The sequence below is a fragment of the Bacillus sp. PK6-013 genome (assembly GCF_054161445.1).
The window spans coordinates 549,542-565,219 of sequence record NZ_CP096417.1 but is presented as its reverse complement, the minus strand read 5'-3'; the positions used below and the strand labels follow the sequence as shown (position 1 = coordinate 565,219).

The 15,678-nt window shown below is 40.2% G+C and carries 12 protein-coding genes and 3 pseudogenes; 5 read left to right on the top strand and 10 right to left on the bottom strand.

Annotated elements, in window-relative coordinates:
• Positions 1–82 precede the first annotated feature (82 nt).
• The 4 genes and pseudogenes from M1E03_RS02765 to M1E03_RS02750 all read right to left on the bottom strand — a co-directional run bounded on the left by M1E03_RS02765 (position 83) and on the right by M1E03_RS02750 (position 2,713).
• Complete coding sequence (locus M1E03_RS02765; RefSeq protein WP_026580190.1) at positions 83–1,423, bottom strand: glycosyltransferase family 2 protein; 1,341 nt, start codon at positions 1,421–1,423, stop codon at positions 83–85.
• A 531-nt stretch (positions 1,424–1,954) separates the two neighbouring features.
• Positions 1,955–2,038, bottom strand: coding sequence for a hypothetical protein (locus tag M1E03_RS02760; protein WP_257007265.1), 84 nt, complete (start codon positions 2,036–2,038; stop codon positions 1,955–1,957).
• Between the two features lie 115 nt (positions 2,039–2,153).
• Positions 2,154–2,333: a CDP-glycerol glycerophosphotransferase family protein gene (locus M1E03_RS02755; RefSeq protein WP_245117679.1), complete on the bottom strand. Its 180-nt coding sequence runs from the start codon at positions 2,331–2,333 to the stop codon at positions 2,154–2,156.
• Between the two features lie 181 nt (positions 2,334–2,514).
• Positions 2,515–2,713 (bottom strand): annotated as a pseudogene (locus M1E03_RS02750) (hypothetical protein).
• Between the two features lie 515 nt (positions 2,714–3,228).
• On the opposite strand from M1E03_RS02750, the pseudogene M1E03_RS02745 reads away from it, so the two are divergent.
• A pseudogene (locus tag M1E03_RS02745) lies at positions 3,229–3,628 on the top strand (sugar phosphate nucleotidyltransferase); the annotation flags it as partial.
• Between the two features lie 71 nt (positions 3,629–3,699).
• On the opposite strand, the gene tagH reads toward M1E03_RS02745, so the two are convergent.
• The gene (gene tagH, locus M1E03_RS02740) at positions 3,700–5,283 is read right to left on the bottom strand and encodes a teichoic acids export ABC transporter ATP-binding subunit TagH (protein WP_035337813.1); all 1,584 of its coding nucleotides are present in this window, start codon (positions 5,281–5,283) and stop codon (positions 3,700–3,702) included.
• A 19-nt stretch (positions 5,284–5,302) separates the two neighbouring features.
• Positions 5,303–6,130 carry an ABC transporter permease gene (locus M1E03_RS02735; protein ID WP_026580192.1) on the bottom strand — a complete coding sequence of 276 codons (828 nt, stop codon included), beginning with the start codon at positions 6,128–6,130 and terminating at the stop codon, positions 5,303–5,305.
• Positions 6,131–6,567: 437 nt separating this feature from the next.
• Here M1E03_RS02735 and M1E03_RS02730 point away from each other — a divergent pair.
• Together M1E03_RS02730 and M1E03_RS02725 are read left to right on the top strand one after the other, a co-directional pair.
• A pseudogene (locus M1E03_RS02730) lies at positions 6,568–6,660 on the top strand (CDP-glycerol glycerophosphotransferase family protein); the annotation flags it as partial.
• Entirely contained in the window at positions 6,650–6,895 is a 246-nt protein-coding gene (locus M1E03_RS02725) for a hypothetical protein (RefSeq protein WP_458110659.1), read from the top strand. The pseudogene M1E03_RS02730 and the gene M1E03_RS02725, both read left to right, overlap by 11 nt.
• 30 nt (positions 6,896–6,925) lie before the next feature.
• Here the strand turns inward: M1E03_RS02725 and M1E03_RS02720 are convergent, their stop codons facing one another.
• Both M1E03_RS02720 and tagD read right to left on the bottom strand, forming a co-directional pair.
• A complete protein-coding gene (locus tag M1E03_RS02720) occupies positions 6,926–9,040 on the bottom strand; it encodes a CDP-glycerol glycerophosphotransferase family protein (RefSeq protein ID WP_458110658.1) in 2,115 nt (704 codons plus the stop codon).
• 142 nt (positions 9,041–9,182) lie between these two features.
• Entirely contained in the window at positions 9,183–9,572 is a 390-nt protein-coding gene (gene tagD, locus M1E03_RS02715; protein WP_026580195.1) for a glycerol-3-phosphate cytidylyltransferase, read from the bottom strand.
• 363 nt (positions 9,573–9,935) lie between these two features.
• Between tagD and M1E03_RS02710 the strand changes: the two genes are divergently transcribed.
• On the top strand, positions 9,936–10,715 hold the full coding sequence (locus M1E03_RS02710; protein WP_026580196.1) for a WecB/TagA/CpsF family glycosyltransferase: 780 nt from the start codon (positions 9,936–9,938) through the stop codon (positions 10,713–10,715).
• A gap of 19 nt (positions 10,716–10,734) precedes the next feature.
• Positions 10,735–11,898 (top strand): CDP-glycerol glycerophosphotransferase family protein, encoded by a 1,164-nt coding sequence (locus tag M1E03_RS02705; RefSeq protein WP_328038136.1) that lies wholly within the window; start codon positions 10,735–10,737, stop codon positions 11,896–11,898.
• Positions 11,899–11,917: 19 nt separating this feature from the next.
• Here the strand turns inward: M1E03_RS02705 and M1E03_RS02700 are convergent, their stop codons facing one another.
• Positions 11,918–14,557 carry an N-acetylglucosaminidase gene (locus M1E03_RS02700; protein WP_458110657.1) on the bottom strand — a complete coding sequence of 880 codons (2,640 nt, stop codon included), beginning with the start codon at positions 14,555–14,557 and terminating at the stop codon, positions 11,918–11,920.
• Positions 14,558–14,685: 128 nt separating this feature from the next.
• Positions 14,686–15,636, bottom strand: coding sequence for a mannose-6-phosphate isomerase, class I (gene manA, locus M1E03_RS02695; RefSeq protein WP_096748355.1), 951 nt, complete (start codon positions 15,634–15,636; stop codon positions 14,686–14,688).
• Positions 15,637–15,678 lie beyond the last annotated feature (42 nt).

The window sequence follows — 15,678 nt, the reverse complement described above, 5'->3', positions numbered from 1 at the left end:
AAACAAAATGTTTATATGAATAAGAATCCGAGTAAAAAAGAAAAACCAAAGGGAGTGCCACTCTTAAAAAACAGGTTTAAATCTACCTTTTTTTAAAAACCCTTGTAAGCAAACTTTTAAAAATGTTTACATGGTTAAGTTCTAAAACATCATTTGGTGTTTTAAGGACAAAGTCAAATGCAAAAGCCCAAATTGGTATTTCAACAACAAAGCCAGCATATCTAAAATCTCTTAATTTATATCCCCATACTTCAATCGTTTTTTTCAGTTCTTCTCGTTTGCATTTTTTTAATCTATTAAAATATCTTATATAAATTTCATCGTTTTCTTGCATCTCATAATACTGGTTAATAAAGTGCCCTGTTAATTCAAGCTTAAATCCTTTTATTTTTGTCGAGGTAATAGTACATGAACTTTGTAGTACTCTTTCTTTTTTTATGTTTTCAAGAGCTTCTGTATTTGCTTCTAATAAGTGATACATAAATTCTTTATAATACATGGGCATATTTTGTTCTTTTATAATTTGTGGTTTAATATATCTTAAAATTTTAATAAAATCATCAACAAATTTTTTTTGTTCTTGTTGATCTAAAACAGACTTATAAATATCTCTATAGTTCTGATATAAAAACAGTTTCATATGATATACAATTAAAAATTGCAAATAAGGCAGAACTATATCATATTGTTTAATTGAATCCCTCAACAAAGTCATATAACATGTATTCAACAAATATGTGTACCTTTTTTTGTTAAACCATGAACGATCAACTAATGAGTTCTTTTCCTTTCGTTTTCTATAATAATACTTTCCTTCTGCAACTGCTCCGTATCTTTTTTCTTTCAGCAATAACTGGTTAAAAAAGATAGCGTCTTCCCAAAACTTTATAGTTTCATCAAACTTGGCGGTACTATTTAGTATATGTTTTCTATAAAAAGTGCCGCCAATATAAAAATGAATAGCCTTATAATCGTTGAGGATATTTATAACTCTTGTTCCTTTTTCAAATCTATTATTTAATTTATGTCCGCCTTCTTTTTTACCTGTGTAATAAACAGGTAATACCGCAATGTTTACATCTTCGGAATCACAAAAAAAATTATAAACACTTTGCAGCGCATTTTGAGAGAATGTATCGTCAGAATCAAGAAAACCAATGAATTTGGATTTTTCACTTACATTTGATAACCCACAATTTCTTGCAGCAGAAGGTCCGGAATTTTCAATTCTCAAGATTTTAATATTATTAGGATATAGATCTTTAAAGAATTCACAAATTTGAGGACTGCTGTCAACGCTGCCATCATCTATTAATATCAGTTCTATATTCTCCTTAAATCCAATTGACTGGTTAATGACACTCTCTATTGAGTCCCTTAAATAATTCTCAGAATTATATATTGGCATTATGATAGAAAACATGTAGCACCTCTTTATTTAGAAGTTAAAGGATTGTTTCAATTACTCTTTTAGAAGCCTTGACATCTTCTAAATTATAAAAAGCTCATAGTTAGATCTATATAGATTATGTGTAACAACTTTTTTACTGTTTTTATAAGTTCTGCCTTGTTTGAACTAAGTTTTCTGATGTTTTCTGTTGAAAATTAAAGTAGAAAATATTTAAGGGAATCCGATAAGCCGAAAGATCAAATGCAAAAAACACAATGGGTTTTTTAATTAATATATCAGATCATGTATTCTAAGAAGAATAACCACAGAGTCTCCAAGATTCCCTCTTCATTTCCCCTAAATCATTGGAGTTTAAATTTATACTGGCCAGCTTTCTTAAATTCATTATCCCTCCAAGTTGGTGCACATATAAAATTTTTTTATTTTCTCTAATCTGACGAAAATTGAATGTCATTTATTGTATAACCAGTTTTAGGAATTTCCCTTTCGAATTGAAGAGCACAGCACGTTTGAAAATTTCAGTCGAGTAAGCATTAGAGAAATTCAATAATCCCATTTGCTGGCTTGCTGCAGAACATTCTGTTTATACTTTTCAGTTGTGGTTCCGGGTATGTGCACTTCATCCATATCATTAGCTAGTTTTTTTAGCGGAGTGCCGTGCCACGTTTGCAAATACTTGTGTAATCCATAAGAGGCAGTCAGCTGTTTGTAATCCAATACATAGCTGTAGGCAAGTACCAAATCATTTAAGAGAAAAACTTTTTAAATATGCATCAACGCCGTCTAATGCCGACAGATATCGTTTATCAATGCTCCATATCAGTTTGTGACCATATTGGTCTTTATTTTCATACATATATTCGTAAATTGCTCGAGGGTTGCAGTGAAACTGTTTTCCAGAATAGCTTTCAAATAAAATCAATTTATTGTTTCACGGAAGAAGAGCAAAAATCTTAATCAGAACTGAATAAGCCCTAACTTATAAACTTCTGCATTTGGTTATCATAAAAAAATTCCATCATGAACTCCTTAAAGAGTGAAGATTAATATTTGCGCAAACAAGAAAAAAAGAAGCAACTGAATTTACTTCAAGCCTCTTTTAGTTAGAGCTTCATTAAACTAGCCATGTCTTTTTTGACTTGGGTAGTTGAAATGCCTTCTGTTCTCGGAAGGTAAATGATCTCACAATATTCCTTTGTAGATCTTACGATAAAGTAATCACCCCGATTTTTTGCTCTCTCCGGCAGCTTCATATATCCGTAGTGAAATAAATCAATGTTCCATACGTATCACTTTCTTCATTAGATAACATCACCTTCTAACCGTTTTCAACTAACAGATTGTTTATCATTTCGACATATTTTTTACGCATCATTAATAATAAACAATAATAGCATAAGTTCCTATAAAAGTTAAGGCTCTTTCAAAATGTCAATCCTCAGTATTTTTTGGTATCACCGTTGTATTGATATATATATTTTTTTCAGGTCTAATATCTTAGCTATACCTATTATAACAAGTTTTCTATTTCGGAAAATTCGATTCTTTTATTGCGTTTTTAAGTGTAACGATTTTCTTTCTGCTGTGTTATTTATTTTGTACGCCTTCCTCATATTAATTCATCGTCAAAACGTGAAGGAATTGTGATATTAAAGTTAAAAATGTGTTCCTGAAAATTTTGTGGTAAGATAAAGTAAAATCTTTTCAGGTTACTAAGAGGCTCTAATCCAACTATACGAATGACACATGTTTTTTATAGTAGAATTAATACGATACAAGCGAAACTCATTAATCAAATTAGAAAAAGTGAAAAATGAAAAAAGCTTTCTAGCCTGGATGATATTAACTATATCCGCCAAAAAGAGCCTAAGGGACTCGGGCACGCTGTATGGTTCGCGCGCAACTTTATCGGTGATGAGCCGTTTGCGGTTGTTTTTAGAGACGATATTGTTCAGACAGAAACACCAGAATTGCGCCAATTATGAAAGAACCTTTCTTCTATTATCGGTGTTCAGCAAGTGCCAGAAGAAGAAACACGCCACTACGCCAATACTGACACGCTGACAAGCGAACGCCGCCGTGATCAGGTAAAAAACTTCGTTGAGAAGCCGCCTAAAGGCAAAGCGTTATGATGTTGGTGAAAAGCTTGGCTTTATCACCACAACTCTTGAGTTTGCGATGCAGGATAAAGAGCTTCACGAGCACCTCCTTCCATAAATGGAAGGTCTACTAAACAAAGAAGAAATCTAAACAAAAAGGCTATTGGACATTCATCCAATAGCCTTTTCTTATTTCGATATCAAGGTCAGCGTATGCTCTTCGTTATCAACTGCAAAGACCCGATCAGCTGTATTCACAAGAAAACGATCCTTGCTGCTGTCATACAGTACATCACTGTCTCTTAAAGACAATGACGCCGGAGTAATGGGAGAAATGTTATAAAAGACAAGCTCTGATGCTTTATCATTCTCCAGCACATAGCTGATTTTTTTATTATCATAATCCAGCGTCCTTCTGCCGTCAGCCGTATTACCTTCAGTATAGCCTTTCAATTTCGATTGAATGCTGGTTCTGCTGTCTCCCAGGAAGTCCAGGAAGTATTCATAGGTAGAAGTTCCCGTTTGCGGAACATAAGGCGTAAAGGCCGCAGCATGCAATTCAGCATGTTTCATATTTATTGCAATAGCGCTCTGTTTTACAAAATAAGAATGCTTGTTAAACTTTATTTTTGCTGTTTTTTTGCCTTTTGAAGCTACCATCACCTCGGTACCGAATGGAAGAGTAATGTCAGTCTTCTGTTTTAAAGCTTGATCCTTATAAACAGACACTTTTTCATCTACAATAAACCCCTGCTTATTGACTGCAGTTAAGCGTTCCTCTGTCTTGTCCTTTGCATCGCCATCATGGTTCTTCACTTCGTTTTGCGGAATAGCGCCAAACGAAACAATGGTACGAAGCGGGGTGTTAGAGAACATTGTTCCTGCGGTAAAAACCGTCAGGATAGACAAAATAGCAATTTGAATGGCATTAGCCAGTGATTTCGGCTTTTTTTTCTTTTTGCGAGAATGGGCAAACGCTTCAGGATCTTCTTTCTTCCGTTCTTCGGTTTGCTCTTTTTTATATGTTTCTTTTTCTTTTTTCGACAGCTTATTAAACCAATCAATAAACGCTTTGTACTCTTTGACAACCGTTTTTGTTTCACCAAACATGCGAAGCTCGCCGTAGTGCATCCAAGCGACGCGATCACACATCTTTTCAATCTGGCCGATGGAGTGACTGACAAAGAAAATGGTTTTTCCTTGCTTTTTAAACTCATTCATTCTGTCTAAACACTTCTGATAAAACGTTTGGTCCCCTACGGAGAGCGCTTCGTCAATAATTAAAATATCAGGATCCATATGCACTGAAATCGCGAAACCGAGACGTGATTTCATACCGCTGGAATAGTTTTTAACCGGCTGATTAATAAAATCGCCAATCTCGGCAAATTCCACGATGCTGTCATACATTTCATCAATTTCTTTATTGGTTAACCCCATCATCAAACATTTGAGCCGGACATTGTCCCGGCCCGTCAATTGATTATTTAAACCAGCCGCAATCGCAATCAGCGACGGCTGGCCGTTCATTTCAATTTCACCGCTGGTCGGCGGAATAATTTTAGCCAGCAGGTTAGACATGGTCGATTTTCCTGACCCGTTTATCCCTACAAAACCGATTGTCTCTCCCTCATACACGTCAAAGGAGACATTCCGCACAGCAAAAAAACCATTATCCTTAGCCGGAAAAAACAATCCTTTAATCTTGTCCGATTGTTTTTGATACAAATGATACTGCTTTGAAACATTTCGAAACGAAACTTTTAGTTTCATCGTACAATCTCCTTACGTATTAAAGAAAGTCAACAAACTTGTCTCTGAATTTCATATGCAGGATAGAACCTACAGTCAAGATCAATAATGTCAAAGCCCAGAAATACAGCGTGTAAGTTACATCTTCGAAAAACCAATCTCCGCCGAAAAAACTGTTTCTGAATCCATCGATAATATAAAAAAGCGGATTCAGCTTAATCACGCTCAACATTGTCGGATGCTTGTCCCCCAGCTGCGTAGAAATATCCCAAAAAATCGGCAGCAGGAAAAACATCAGCCTTGTCGCCGATTGCAGCAGGAACTGATAATCTCTGACCAGTACACTGATTGTTGAATTAAACAAACTGAAAGCGAACATAAAAACAATCATGCAAAACAAATAGTAAATATATTCAAGCCAGTGAAGATTTGGATAAATCCCAAACCCAAGCAGCCCAATGACATAAACCACTATCATCACAAAGTAGCTGAACAGGTTAGCCGCAATCGCCACTGAAGGAAGAGAGCTGATTGGAAAATTCATTTTGGCCACCATGTTGATTCGCTTATATACACTGTTTGAACCGTCAAGAATCGTCGGACTGATAAAAAACCAAGGGATCAAACCGGCAAGCATCCAGATGATGAAAGGCACTTCACCGACGCCCGTAACCACCTCACTGCTCTTTCTGATTCCGATCCCAAATACAAACCAATAAGCCAGCATCTGAATGAGCGGATTCAAAAACTGCCATAACACGCCCAAATAGTTCATTTGATATTTTGATTTTGTTTCATATGCCGCCAACCTGATGATTAAAGGCAGCGATAAAAACTGTTCTTTTAACACTCTTAGTAATGCTTTCATGATTTATCTTCCTTAGCCTAATATAATAGCTGTTACCTCGTGCACCGATTAATTGTAACAAATTTTATTCGTTATTGCTATTCAAACAAATATCTAAGAGAATGCGTGCCTGTTATAATAGGAAAAAAACGACACAAATGGTTATTCCCAAAACAAGCAGCACGAGGATTTCGCCCCAATATTGTCATTCGTTTTATTAAATAAGGGCTATATTGGAACACAGTGAAAAACGCTTGGTTTGGACATTAAGAATCGCTGAATGTCTACTCACAAGAACATTCAGCGAAACTTGCTTCACAGTGATTCTCTTATTAGTCCTAATCAATTCACTTACGGGAAGCAGCTTACATCGCACGACATCTATGAAATTATGCCGGAAAAGTCGCAAATAACGGATATTCGCGAACTGATCTCGAATTGAAAAAATCGGTTAATAAGTAAGAAAAACACTCAATATTCCTTTAGATAAAAAAGTCATTCTTTATGCTCCTACATGGAGAGGGACAGAGCCTGGTCCTAATGAAAGCTATGATAGTCGGCAAACCTATTATTGCTACTAATGTTACCGGTGTTCGTTCGGTTCTCGGGGGAGGCCTCGGAGTGCTTGTTGAAAATATCGAAGAAGCACTTACTGAAGCTATGAAGAAATATATCACCGAAGGTATTGAATATCGCACTTTGATTATGAATCATATAACAATCATGCACCGCAGCTCTTTTATAAAAATGTGTGTCAGTCCTAGCTCCACACAAAAAACAGCTTGAGTATAAACTCAGGCTGTTTTTTCATGAAGATTAAAATATAGATTTGACGACCCGCTCAGAAGCTTTGCCATCTTCAAACGAACAAAATTTTTCATAAAATGACTCGTAATTCTTGTGTAATTGAGGGTTCCTAAGTACCCTTTCGATCTCTTCCATAAGCTCGGATTCATTGTAGACCAATGTCCCAGGTGCTTCTCTTTCAAGATCAAAATAAAATCCTCTTAAAGTGTCCCTATAACTTTCGATATCATAAGTATAGAAAATGATAGGTCTTCTTAAATTTGCATAGTCAAAAAATACAGACGAGTAATCCGTAATTAAAATATCACTGATGACATACAGCTCTCTAATGTCGGGATACATTGAGGCATCGTATATAAAACCTTCATACTGTTCAAAATCAAAGCTTTCAGCTACTAGATAGTGCATTCTCAACAGAATAACAGAATCTTTCCCAAACTTTTCTTGCATCTTGTCTAGATCCATTTGAAGTTGGAATTTGTATTTTCCCTTAGCATAAAATTCATTATCCCGCCATGTCGGTGCATATAAGATGACCTTTTTATTCTCGGGAATATTCATTTTTCTCTTTATGGCCTTCATCGTTTCTGGGCGGTTGTCTGTATACAGAAAGTCATTCCTCGGGTAGCCGGACTCAATCATTGTTTTGTTAAATTGAAAAGCGCGGGCAAAGATTTCGGTTGAATAACGATTCGGGGATATTAAATAGTCCCACTTCGATGCTTCTTTAGTGAAATTTTGCTTGTACTTCTCAGTGTTGGTACCCGGCATGTGCACTTCTTCCATATCGACGGCAAGCCTTTTCAGCGGAGTCCCGTGCCATGTCTGCACATATGTCGTGTGCTTTGGTTTAGGAATCCATAAAGGAAGCCGGCTGTTTACAACCCAATACTCCGCTCTTGCCATGGCAAACAGCCACTTCAGGGTGAATCGGTGAATATAAGGAACGTTTTTTTCTTCGAAAATCTCTGTATAACTCGGGTTTACACTCCATATTAAGTTGTATTCCGGATGATGTTCCTTCATATATTCGTAAATGGCTCTCGGATTGCAGCTGTACTGCTTGCCGGCAAAGCTTTCAAAAATGACGGTTTTCTTTTTAACAGGCAGTTTGCCGGCCAGTCCAAAAGTAAAATAGTAGGCTCTCTTCACAATGCCCGAAATCTTTTTCTTTACTTTATTCTTGTCTCTGCGAATGACTGACATCAGCCTTTTGCTTTTTCCTTTAGCAAAATAAACTGCACGGGTTTTGATCGTATAGTCGTTCATTCTTAGGCGCATGCCCCTTTTTCGTTTCTGCGGATAGATGTGAAAACGGGCAGGTCCTTTTTTTGTGTCAATAATTGAAAAACAGTCTATATCATCTCTAAGCCTGAATGCCCTGCTTTTTATAACGATTTCCTCCCCTGTTGCAGCATCTTCACCTACGTATTCTATAAAAAATTGAAAGAAAGCAGGCATCCTGTTCTCTTCATAAAGCTTTTTCAAATCAATTTCCGCCTCGAATCCAATGGCATGACCTGAATCACCGCGCTGAACGTCTTTTAAAGGAAAATCAAAAACCCTTTCCTCATCTTTTTGACTAATTTCCTTTAAAACCAGCCTTCTGCTTTTTATCATCGAACGTTCTTCCGCATCTAGCAGAAAAGTATAGCCTTGGATCATTAGTTTTCCTTCGGAGCTTAACTTAATGCCTTCCGCCTCCGCCACTGCTTTTCTTCGTAGAACATCAAGAGCGAAATGGCCTTTACGGGTCGTATATGGCAAATAAATGAACTGATTGGCTCGATCCCGATGCCAAGACAGCTCTATTGGTTTTGAGGCTGTGTAAATCCTCTTTTTACATTGATTTTTTTCATTATTTTCATATATCACATAAAAATCAATGAGCGTTTCGTCTATCATCAGATTAGATAGATCATCTAAAGATATCTCCACTGCTTTTAACTGCTTTGAATCGTTTATTTTGTTACAAGTTACACGCATCTCTTTTTTCGAATTGCGGTTAACTGCCAAAACACCGACATGTTCAAGAGAGGCAGAACTTTCGAACGCAAAATAGAGGCAAGCATCGTTAATTTTTATTTCCCGCAGCTGAAATTCTATCGGAATTGCACTATCCATAAGATCAGTCTACTCCTCTTTTTTTATTCAAAAGCAAAGCTGTTCATACTTATTATATTAAAATGACTCGTATACGAAACAAAAAGCACTTCTTATCTTTTTTAAGAAGTACTTTTTGAATTTTTATAAAGCTAAGCTTACATTAAAGGTTCGCGATTTCCTCTTTAATCTTCGTCGTGGAAATCCCTTCAGTTCTCGGAAGGTAAACAACTTCGCAGTAATCCTTCAGGAAATCAAATTTTCCTTCCCAGTCATCCCCCATGACAAAAACATCGATGTCATGGTCGATCACATCTTGTACCTTTTGATCCCAGTTTTTTTCCGGGATGACTTCGTCTACGTAGCGGATCGTTTCAAGAATGAACTTGCGGTGCTCATAGCTATGATATGCTTTTTTCTGCTTTTGAAGATTGAATTCGTCAGTCGAAATCGCGACGACGAGATAATCCCCCAATTGTTTTGCCCGTTCCAATAACTTGATATGTCCCCAATGCAATAAATCAAACGTTCCATATGTGATGACTTTCTTCATTGTCATGCGCTCTCCTTTCTAATCTTAAGGCGAAAAGCTATATTGACATGTAGAAAACAATCGATAAGTTACATTCATTTCACAGGTCTTTACTGATCATTCATTATAGCACATCGCCTATCAAACGTTAAGTATTGTTTACGGTAAATGGCATTCCAAATTTTCCCCTAAGAAATCGATCCCTTTCTAAATAAGACGTAAAAAATCTTAATCTATTGTAAAGATATTGTTAAGCTTTTATGAATGATCTATGCTAAAATATACGTTAGACCTCCTGAATTTTTGGGCTGGTCTCTTAAACTTCGACTTTCATACATTCGTATATACTTACACTTCTTAACCGGAAGGAGGAAAAAAACTATGCTGCAAACGGAAACGGTTCATCATCTTGCATATGTTAACGGGGATTTGCCCGGATTTTTGAATCATCTTGAAGAATCCTTTATCGACCGCAATGAGGGGGCATTTATCGCAACGGTAAACCCTGAGATCGGGTACGCGGCTGCAAAAGACAAGGATTATTATCAAACAGTTTCATCTGCTGACTTTATCCTGCCGGACGGAATTGGCATCGTCCTGACGTCAAGGCTGATCAACAGCAGATTAAAATCGAGGATCGCGGGGTACGATGTATTTATTAACCTCTTGAGCCTGGCTGACCGCAAAAAGAAAAGAGTCTTTTTATACGGGGCCAAACAAGAGGTTATTCAAGCGGTTGCCGATCGGCTTTCAACCGAGTATCCCGGAATTGAGCTGGCCGGGTACTCACACGGCTATGTCAAAGACAAAGGCAAAGTTGCCAAGCAAATCGCGGCAGCCAAGCCCGACATGGTTTTTGTGGCTCTCGGATATCCGCATCAGGAAAAGTTTATTTATGAACATAAGCATTTATTTCCTCAAGCGATTGCGATCGGCATCGGCGGGAGCTTCGACGTGTTCAGCGGAAAAGTGAAAAGAGCACCGAAAATGTTCATCAAGCTGAATCTTGAATGGATGTACCGTCTGCTGACCAATCCGACGAGGTGGAAGCGGATGCTGAACATCCCGAAATATGTCCTTTCCGTTTTGAAAGAGGAAAGAGTTCAAAAACAGCGGCACTACTATCCGGAGCAGATCAAAGAGCAATCCAAAATCGATTTGTAGAAAAGAGTCTGGGTAACGAATGAATATACGTTCTTTATTGGTTATGATTTACTCGGCCGGTCTCGCTTTGACCGGCTTTATTTTCAAAAGGATAAAAGCACGCGACAGAGCTTTGTTGCTCGTTTCCTTTCCGGATAATGCGCGCGCGCTGCTGGATGAGTATGTCAGCAGCAGCAGGCCGTTTGAAATGGAAGTCCTTTATACAAGGCACGCCGTTTCCCTTGCAGATGAATATCCTTCCGTTCGATCGCAAGTGATCAACGAGAAAAATCCGATTCATCTCATAAAGGCCGTATACCGGATGTTTAAGTGTAAATTCGTGTTAACGGATAATTATTTTCTGCTGACAAGCGTATTGAATAAACGCCCTCAGACGACGTGCATTCAAATTTGGCATGCGTCCGGCGCTTTGAAAAAGTTCGGACTCGAAGATATCGGAAACCGGTATCGATCCGCTGGCGATATCAAGCGGTTTAAAAAGGTGTATCGTTCATTTGATTACATCGCCGTCGGTTCGGAGAAAATGGCGGAGATTTTCAAGCGGTCATTCGGCGTGGAAGATGACCGTTTTTTGCGGACGGGTGTTCCGTTAACTGATGAATATTTTCATGCCGGAAAACAAACAGCGGACCGTCCAGACCAAAAGGTTATTCTGTATACGCCGACATACCGGGACTATTGTTTGACGTCCGTTCGCCTCCCTTTCTCTAAGGAGCAGCTCTCCGGGGAACTGAAGGGAGAATTTCTGCTTTTGGTCAAACTGCATCCGGCCGTGCGGGAACAGGTTACTTTTGAAGAACATGAAGGGCTGATCAAAGATGTATCAGACGTTCCGCTAAAGGATCTGCTGATGGAATGCGACATTCTGATTTCCGATTATTCGTCAGTCGCCTTTGAGTACGCTTTGTTAAATAAACCGATTTTGTTTTTCACGTATGATATGGCAGAATATAATGAAAAGCGCGGACTGATCGATGATTTTGAAGCAGTGATTCCCGGCAAAGCCTGCATGGACAGCGACATGCTGCTGAAAGAAATCAAAGAAATGTCCATCACAAAGGAAGAGATCAAGAGGTTTGCACAAGAATGGCATCAATATTCAACAGGCGATGCCAGCATGCGCCTGTTGAACTTTTTAAGCGAGCATATGACGGCAAATGAAAAAAGACCGGCCGGTTCCTAATGGAACATGGCCGGTCTTTTTATGATGATGACCGATAAACCGGCACATCATAGTACAGCGTATATTGATCGAGCAATGTATAAAGACTGTACATTCTCCCCACCTGCTTATAAGCCCAGCCGACATCTGTCGCATATTGGTGAAGGGCGTTCGGAGACCATCTCATTTTATAGAGGGTATCCTGTTTGTAAGTCGGGTGGTGAATGTATTTTTCACCGATGAATTTGGCTCCGCCCATAATGGCTGCCTCAGGTGTGAACCACCCTTGTTCATAGGCGTATTTTGCACCGTAGTAAAGCGGATTGCTGTCGTAAGCCCCGACGCCGTACATATTGTAAACCTTTTTGCCGTTGAACATCGTTCCTTTTGCCAACTCGGAAGTTCCGTTGCCCGTCTCAAGGAGCGAGTGCGAAATGAGGTACAGTTCATTGATGCTGTATGCTCTTGCCGCGTCGATGAACGCTTGGCCTTTGCCTGTCAAAATCCCTTTATTATAAAGGATTTTCGCATTGACTTCGGCGGCATTCAAGCCGGCCGTTTGCGAGAGTTTTAAAAATTGGAAGTATGCCGAGCTGTCTTGTGTAAAGTTTTGCGGGTTGACATATTTTTCGACTTCTTCTCTGCTGGCATTACGCCAATTCATTCTGATTTTTGCCCAGCCGTTTTCCTGGGAGATGATATTGACTTTATCCCCTTTTTGCAGCTGTCCAATGATGTTCCCGCTTGTCACAAGGGGGCTTGACCTGATATTCAGCAGATCAGCCGTAACGGTTTGGTTCGCCGTATTGATGTAGCTTAATGAAACATAAGCCGGCGCATCCGTTTGCGGGCTGACTTTCATCTGTTTGTCGACCATCTGGCTGAGCGTGATTCCGTAGTCAGTCGTTGTGATTTGCGGGCCGTTTTTCACTTTGATGACATTCACCGGCCAGCCGTAATTCGTTTTAATCCGATTGGCGGCAGCATCCGCACGGTCTTTCCCTGTAAATAGTTCATTGATTGAGATATGAAACAGGCTGACCGTCTTTGTTTGGTAAGTTGCGCTGACTTTGTTCTTTTTAAAGACATTCAGTCCCTTGTCGAGATCTGCTTTGCTTGTGACCTGACCTGCCGTCACCCGGTACTGCCTGTAGCCGTACTCACCCGTTTGTTCAATCTTGCCCGGTATACTCCGCTTGCTGAAAAATTCAAGCGCATGCTGTAATTTCTCCGAGCCGATCAGAGCTTCCGAACTCAGTTTGTACCGGCTGTAATACTGGCCGGTCTTGACGGCCTCTGCGTGAATGCCTGTTTCTTTAAAGAAATTGAGCGCCTTCGTCACTTTGTCCTGTTCGTATACGGACTCCGTTGTCAGCTGATAATGGCTGTACACTTTTTTTCCCGTCGGTCCGGACGTTCCCGCCGCACCGTTTTTCTTGAAGAATTCCAGCCCTTTATTGATTCGCGCTTGAACGGCTGTTTCGCCGGACGCGATCCGGAAGCGATTGACGGTCGTACCGCCGGCGTTTTGGGCGGAAGCCTGAATGTTTTTGTTTTTAAAAAACCGGATGCCGTCGTTTGCTTTCTTTTGACCTGAAACCGGGACGGAAACGATTCTGAAAGATGTCTGCTTTCTCCCTGCCTTTGCAGCAGTATAACGCCACGTTTTCTTTTTAAAAAAGGCGTCGACTTTTTTAAGGTTTTGGCTGTCTACGCTTTTCATGCTGACGATCCAGAAACGCGTGCCTTTTACCTTTTCCGTGCTTGAGGTGAGACCGGTATTCTTTTTAATTTGGCCGGCGGCATTTTTCGCGGTCTTTTCGTCATTAAAATATCCCGATTTCACATTGTAAAGCTGCGCCGGCTGACCGGCGGCTTCATATGCCCCTTTGACCTTGAGCTCTTTTTCAAACTGCTTCAGCAGATTTTTTGCGTTTGTTTCGCCTTGTATCGCACCTGTCACAATTTTATATCTGGGCTGTTGTTTCTTTACTGTTTCTATCGTTCCTTTAAGAGCGGTTTCTTTTTCAAATTGGACAAGCAGGCTTTTCGCTTTGCTCTCATCTGCGATTTCTCCTGAATAAAGCCTGACGATCGCTTGTCCCGCTCCGTATGGTGCGTACGACGCTTTGAGGCCGGTCGCTTTTTGAAAACGATCGAGGATGGCTTTCGTGTTGTCTTCGCCTTCGATTCCTCCGGTGGCAACCTTCACGTATGCTTCCCTGTTCCCTGCAAGTGTATAGGTTGCTTTCAGCCCCGTTTCTTTTTCAAATTGGAGCGCCCATTCCTTGGCTTTTGCTTCACCGGCAAATTCCTTTGATACCGCTTTGGAAAACGGTTCTTTCTGTCCAATCGGACCATAGGACGCCTTCAAACCGGTTTCTTTTTCAAACTGCAAAAGCAGATTTTTTGCTCTGCTCTCCCCTTCTATCCCCCCTGTTGTCAAAACGTAAGTTGTGCCGTTTTCCCCTGAAGGTTTGACCTCGGCTTTCCATCCCGTGTCCTTTTTCAGTTGTTCGGCTACTTTGAGCGCCTCGCTTTCGCTATTAAACTCTTTTGTTGTTTCGATTTTGTAGACGGAAGTATCGGTATATGCTGCTAAAGCAGGGATTGCCGGGACGGCCGTATGTATGAGCAAAATGATTGCAGCAAAAATAACGGTTTTTCTAATGTTTTTCACATTCTCTACTCCCCTCGACTATAAGCCTCCTAATTTCAAAAACTTGCTTTCTCTTTTTATCGGCGAGCCGGACTATTTTTTCACAATAAAAAAGCTTAACGGCCTTCTTTTGAGGACCGTTAAGCTTTTTATATGTGAGACACGATTAATTCGCATGTTCCTTCTATCGTAAAGTCATTCGTTTCCGCCGGCAGGATAAAATTTGCTCCTTTGCTGATCGGAAATAATTCTCCGCCCTGAGTGAGCTTTCCTTCTCCTTCAATCACACTGCATAACAGGAAAGGGGCATCCTGGGTCAGCTCAACGGCACCGTCGATCTCCCATTTGTATACGGAGAAGTATTCGGCTTCTACAAAAGTCTTAATGGTAATCCCTTTTTGAGTTTCTGTCGATTCGTCAACATAGCTGTCAACGTGCGGTACTGTTGTGACATTGATCGCCTGTGTCAGGTGAAGCTCGCGCTTTTCTCCATTTTGATCGGCCCGGTCATAATCGTATACCCTGTACGTCGTATCAGAGCTCTGCTGTGTCTCCAAAACGACCGTCCCTTCGCAAAGAGCATGAATCGTGCCGCTTGGCACATAATAAAAATCGCCCGGCTTGATTTTGATCCGCCTTAACAAGTTGTCCCAATCACCGCTGTTGATCATGGTGACCAGCTCTGTCCGCGTTCTCGCCGTATGGCCGTAAACGATCTCGGCACCTTCTTTGCAATCGATGATATACCAGCATTCCGTCTTACCGAGTTCCCCGTTTTCGTGTTCGCCCGCATAGTAGTCATCGGGGTGGACTTGAACGGAAAGGTCTTGATTGGCATCAAGTATTTTCGTTAACAGCGGGAAACGGTCTCCCTCTGCACCGCCGAACAATTCGCGGTGCTCGTCCCAAAGCTCGGCAAGCGTTTTTCCTTTGTAAGGACCCGAAGCAACGAGGTTCGGCCCGTTTGGATGGGCGGAAATGGCCCAGCATTCACCTGTCAAATCAGAGGGAATGTCATAGCCGAATGTCTCGCGCAAAGCCGCTCCCCCCCAGATCCTCTCTTTAAACTCAGGCTGCAGAAATATCGGTGATTGAGTCATGAAGCCATCTCCTCCCTTAATTCACGATTATCTTATGTAAAT

Coding starts and splice junctions, on each gene's coding strand:
- M1E03_RS02765 (WP_026580190.1), bottom strand. CDS start 1,423: ATGTTTTCTATCATAATGCCAATATATAATTCTGAGAATTATTTAAGG.
- M1E03_RS02760 (WP_257007265.1), bottom strand. CDS start 2,038: ATGGATGAAGTGCACATACCCGGAACCACAACTGAAAAGTATAAACAG.
- tagH (WP_035337813.1), bottom strand. CDS start 5,283: ATGAAACTAAAAGTTTCGTTTCGAAATGTTTCAAAGCAGTATCATTTG.
- M1E03_RS02735 (WP_026580192.1), bottom strand. CDS start 6,130: ATGAAAGCATTACTAAGAGTGTTAAAAGAACAGTTTTTATCGCTGCCT.
- M1E03_RS02725 (WP_458110659.1), top strand. CDS start 6,650: ATGAAAGCTATGATAGTCGGCAAACCTATTATTGCTACTAATGTTACC.
- M1E03_RS02720 (WP_458110658.1), bottom strand. CDS start 9,040: ATGGATAGTGCAATTCCGATAGAATTTCAGCTGCGGGAAATAAAAATT.
- tagD (WP_026580195.1), bottom strand. CDS start 9,572: ATGAAGAAAGTCATCACATATGGAACGTTTGATTTATTGCATTGGGGA.
- M1E03_RS02705 (WP_328038136.1), top strand. CDS start 10,735: ATGAATATACGTTCTTTATTGGTTATGATTTACTCGGCCGGTCTCGCT.
- manA (WP_096748355.1), bottom strand. CDS start 15,636: ATGACTCAATCACCGATATTTCTGCAGCCTGAGTTTAAAGAGAGGATC.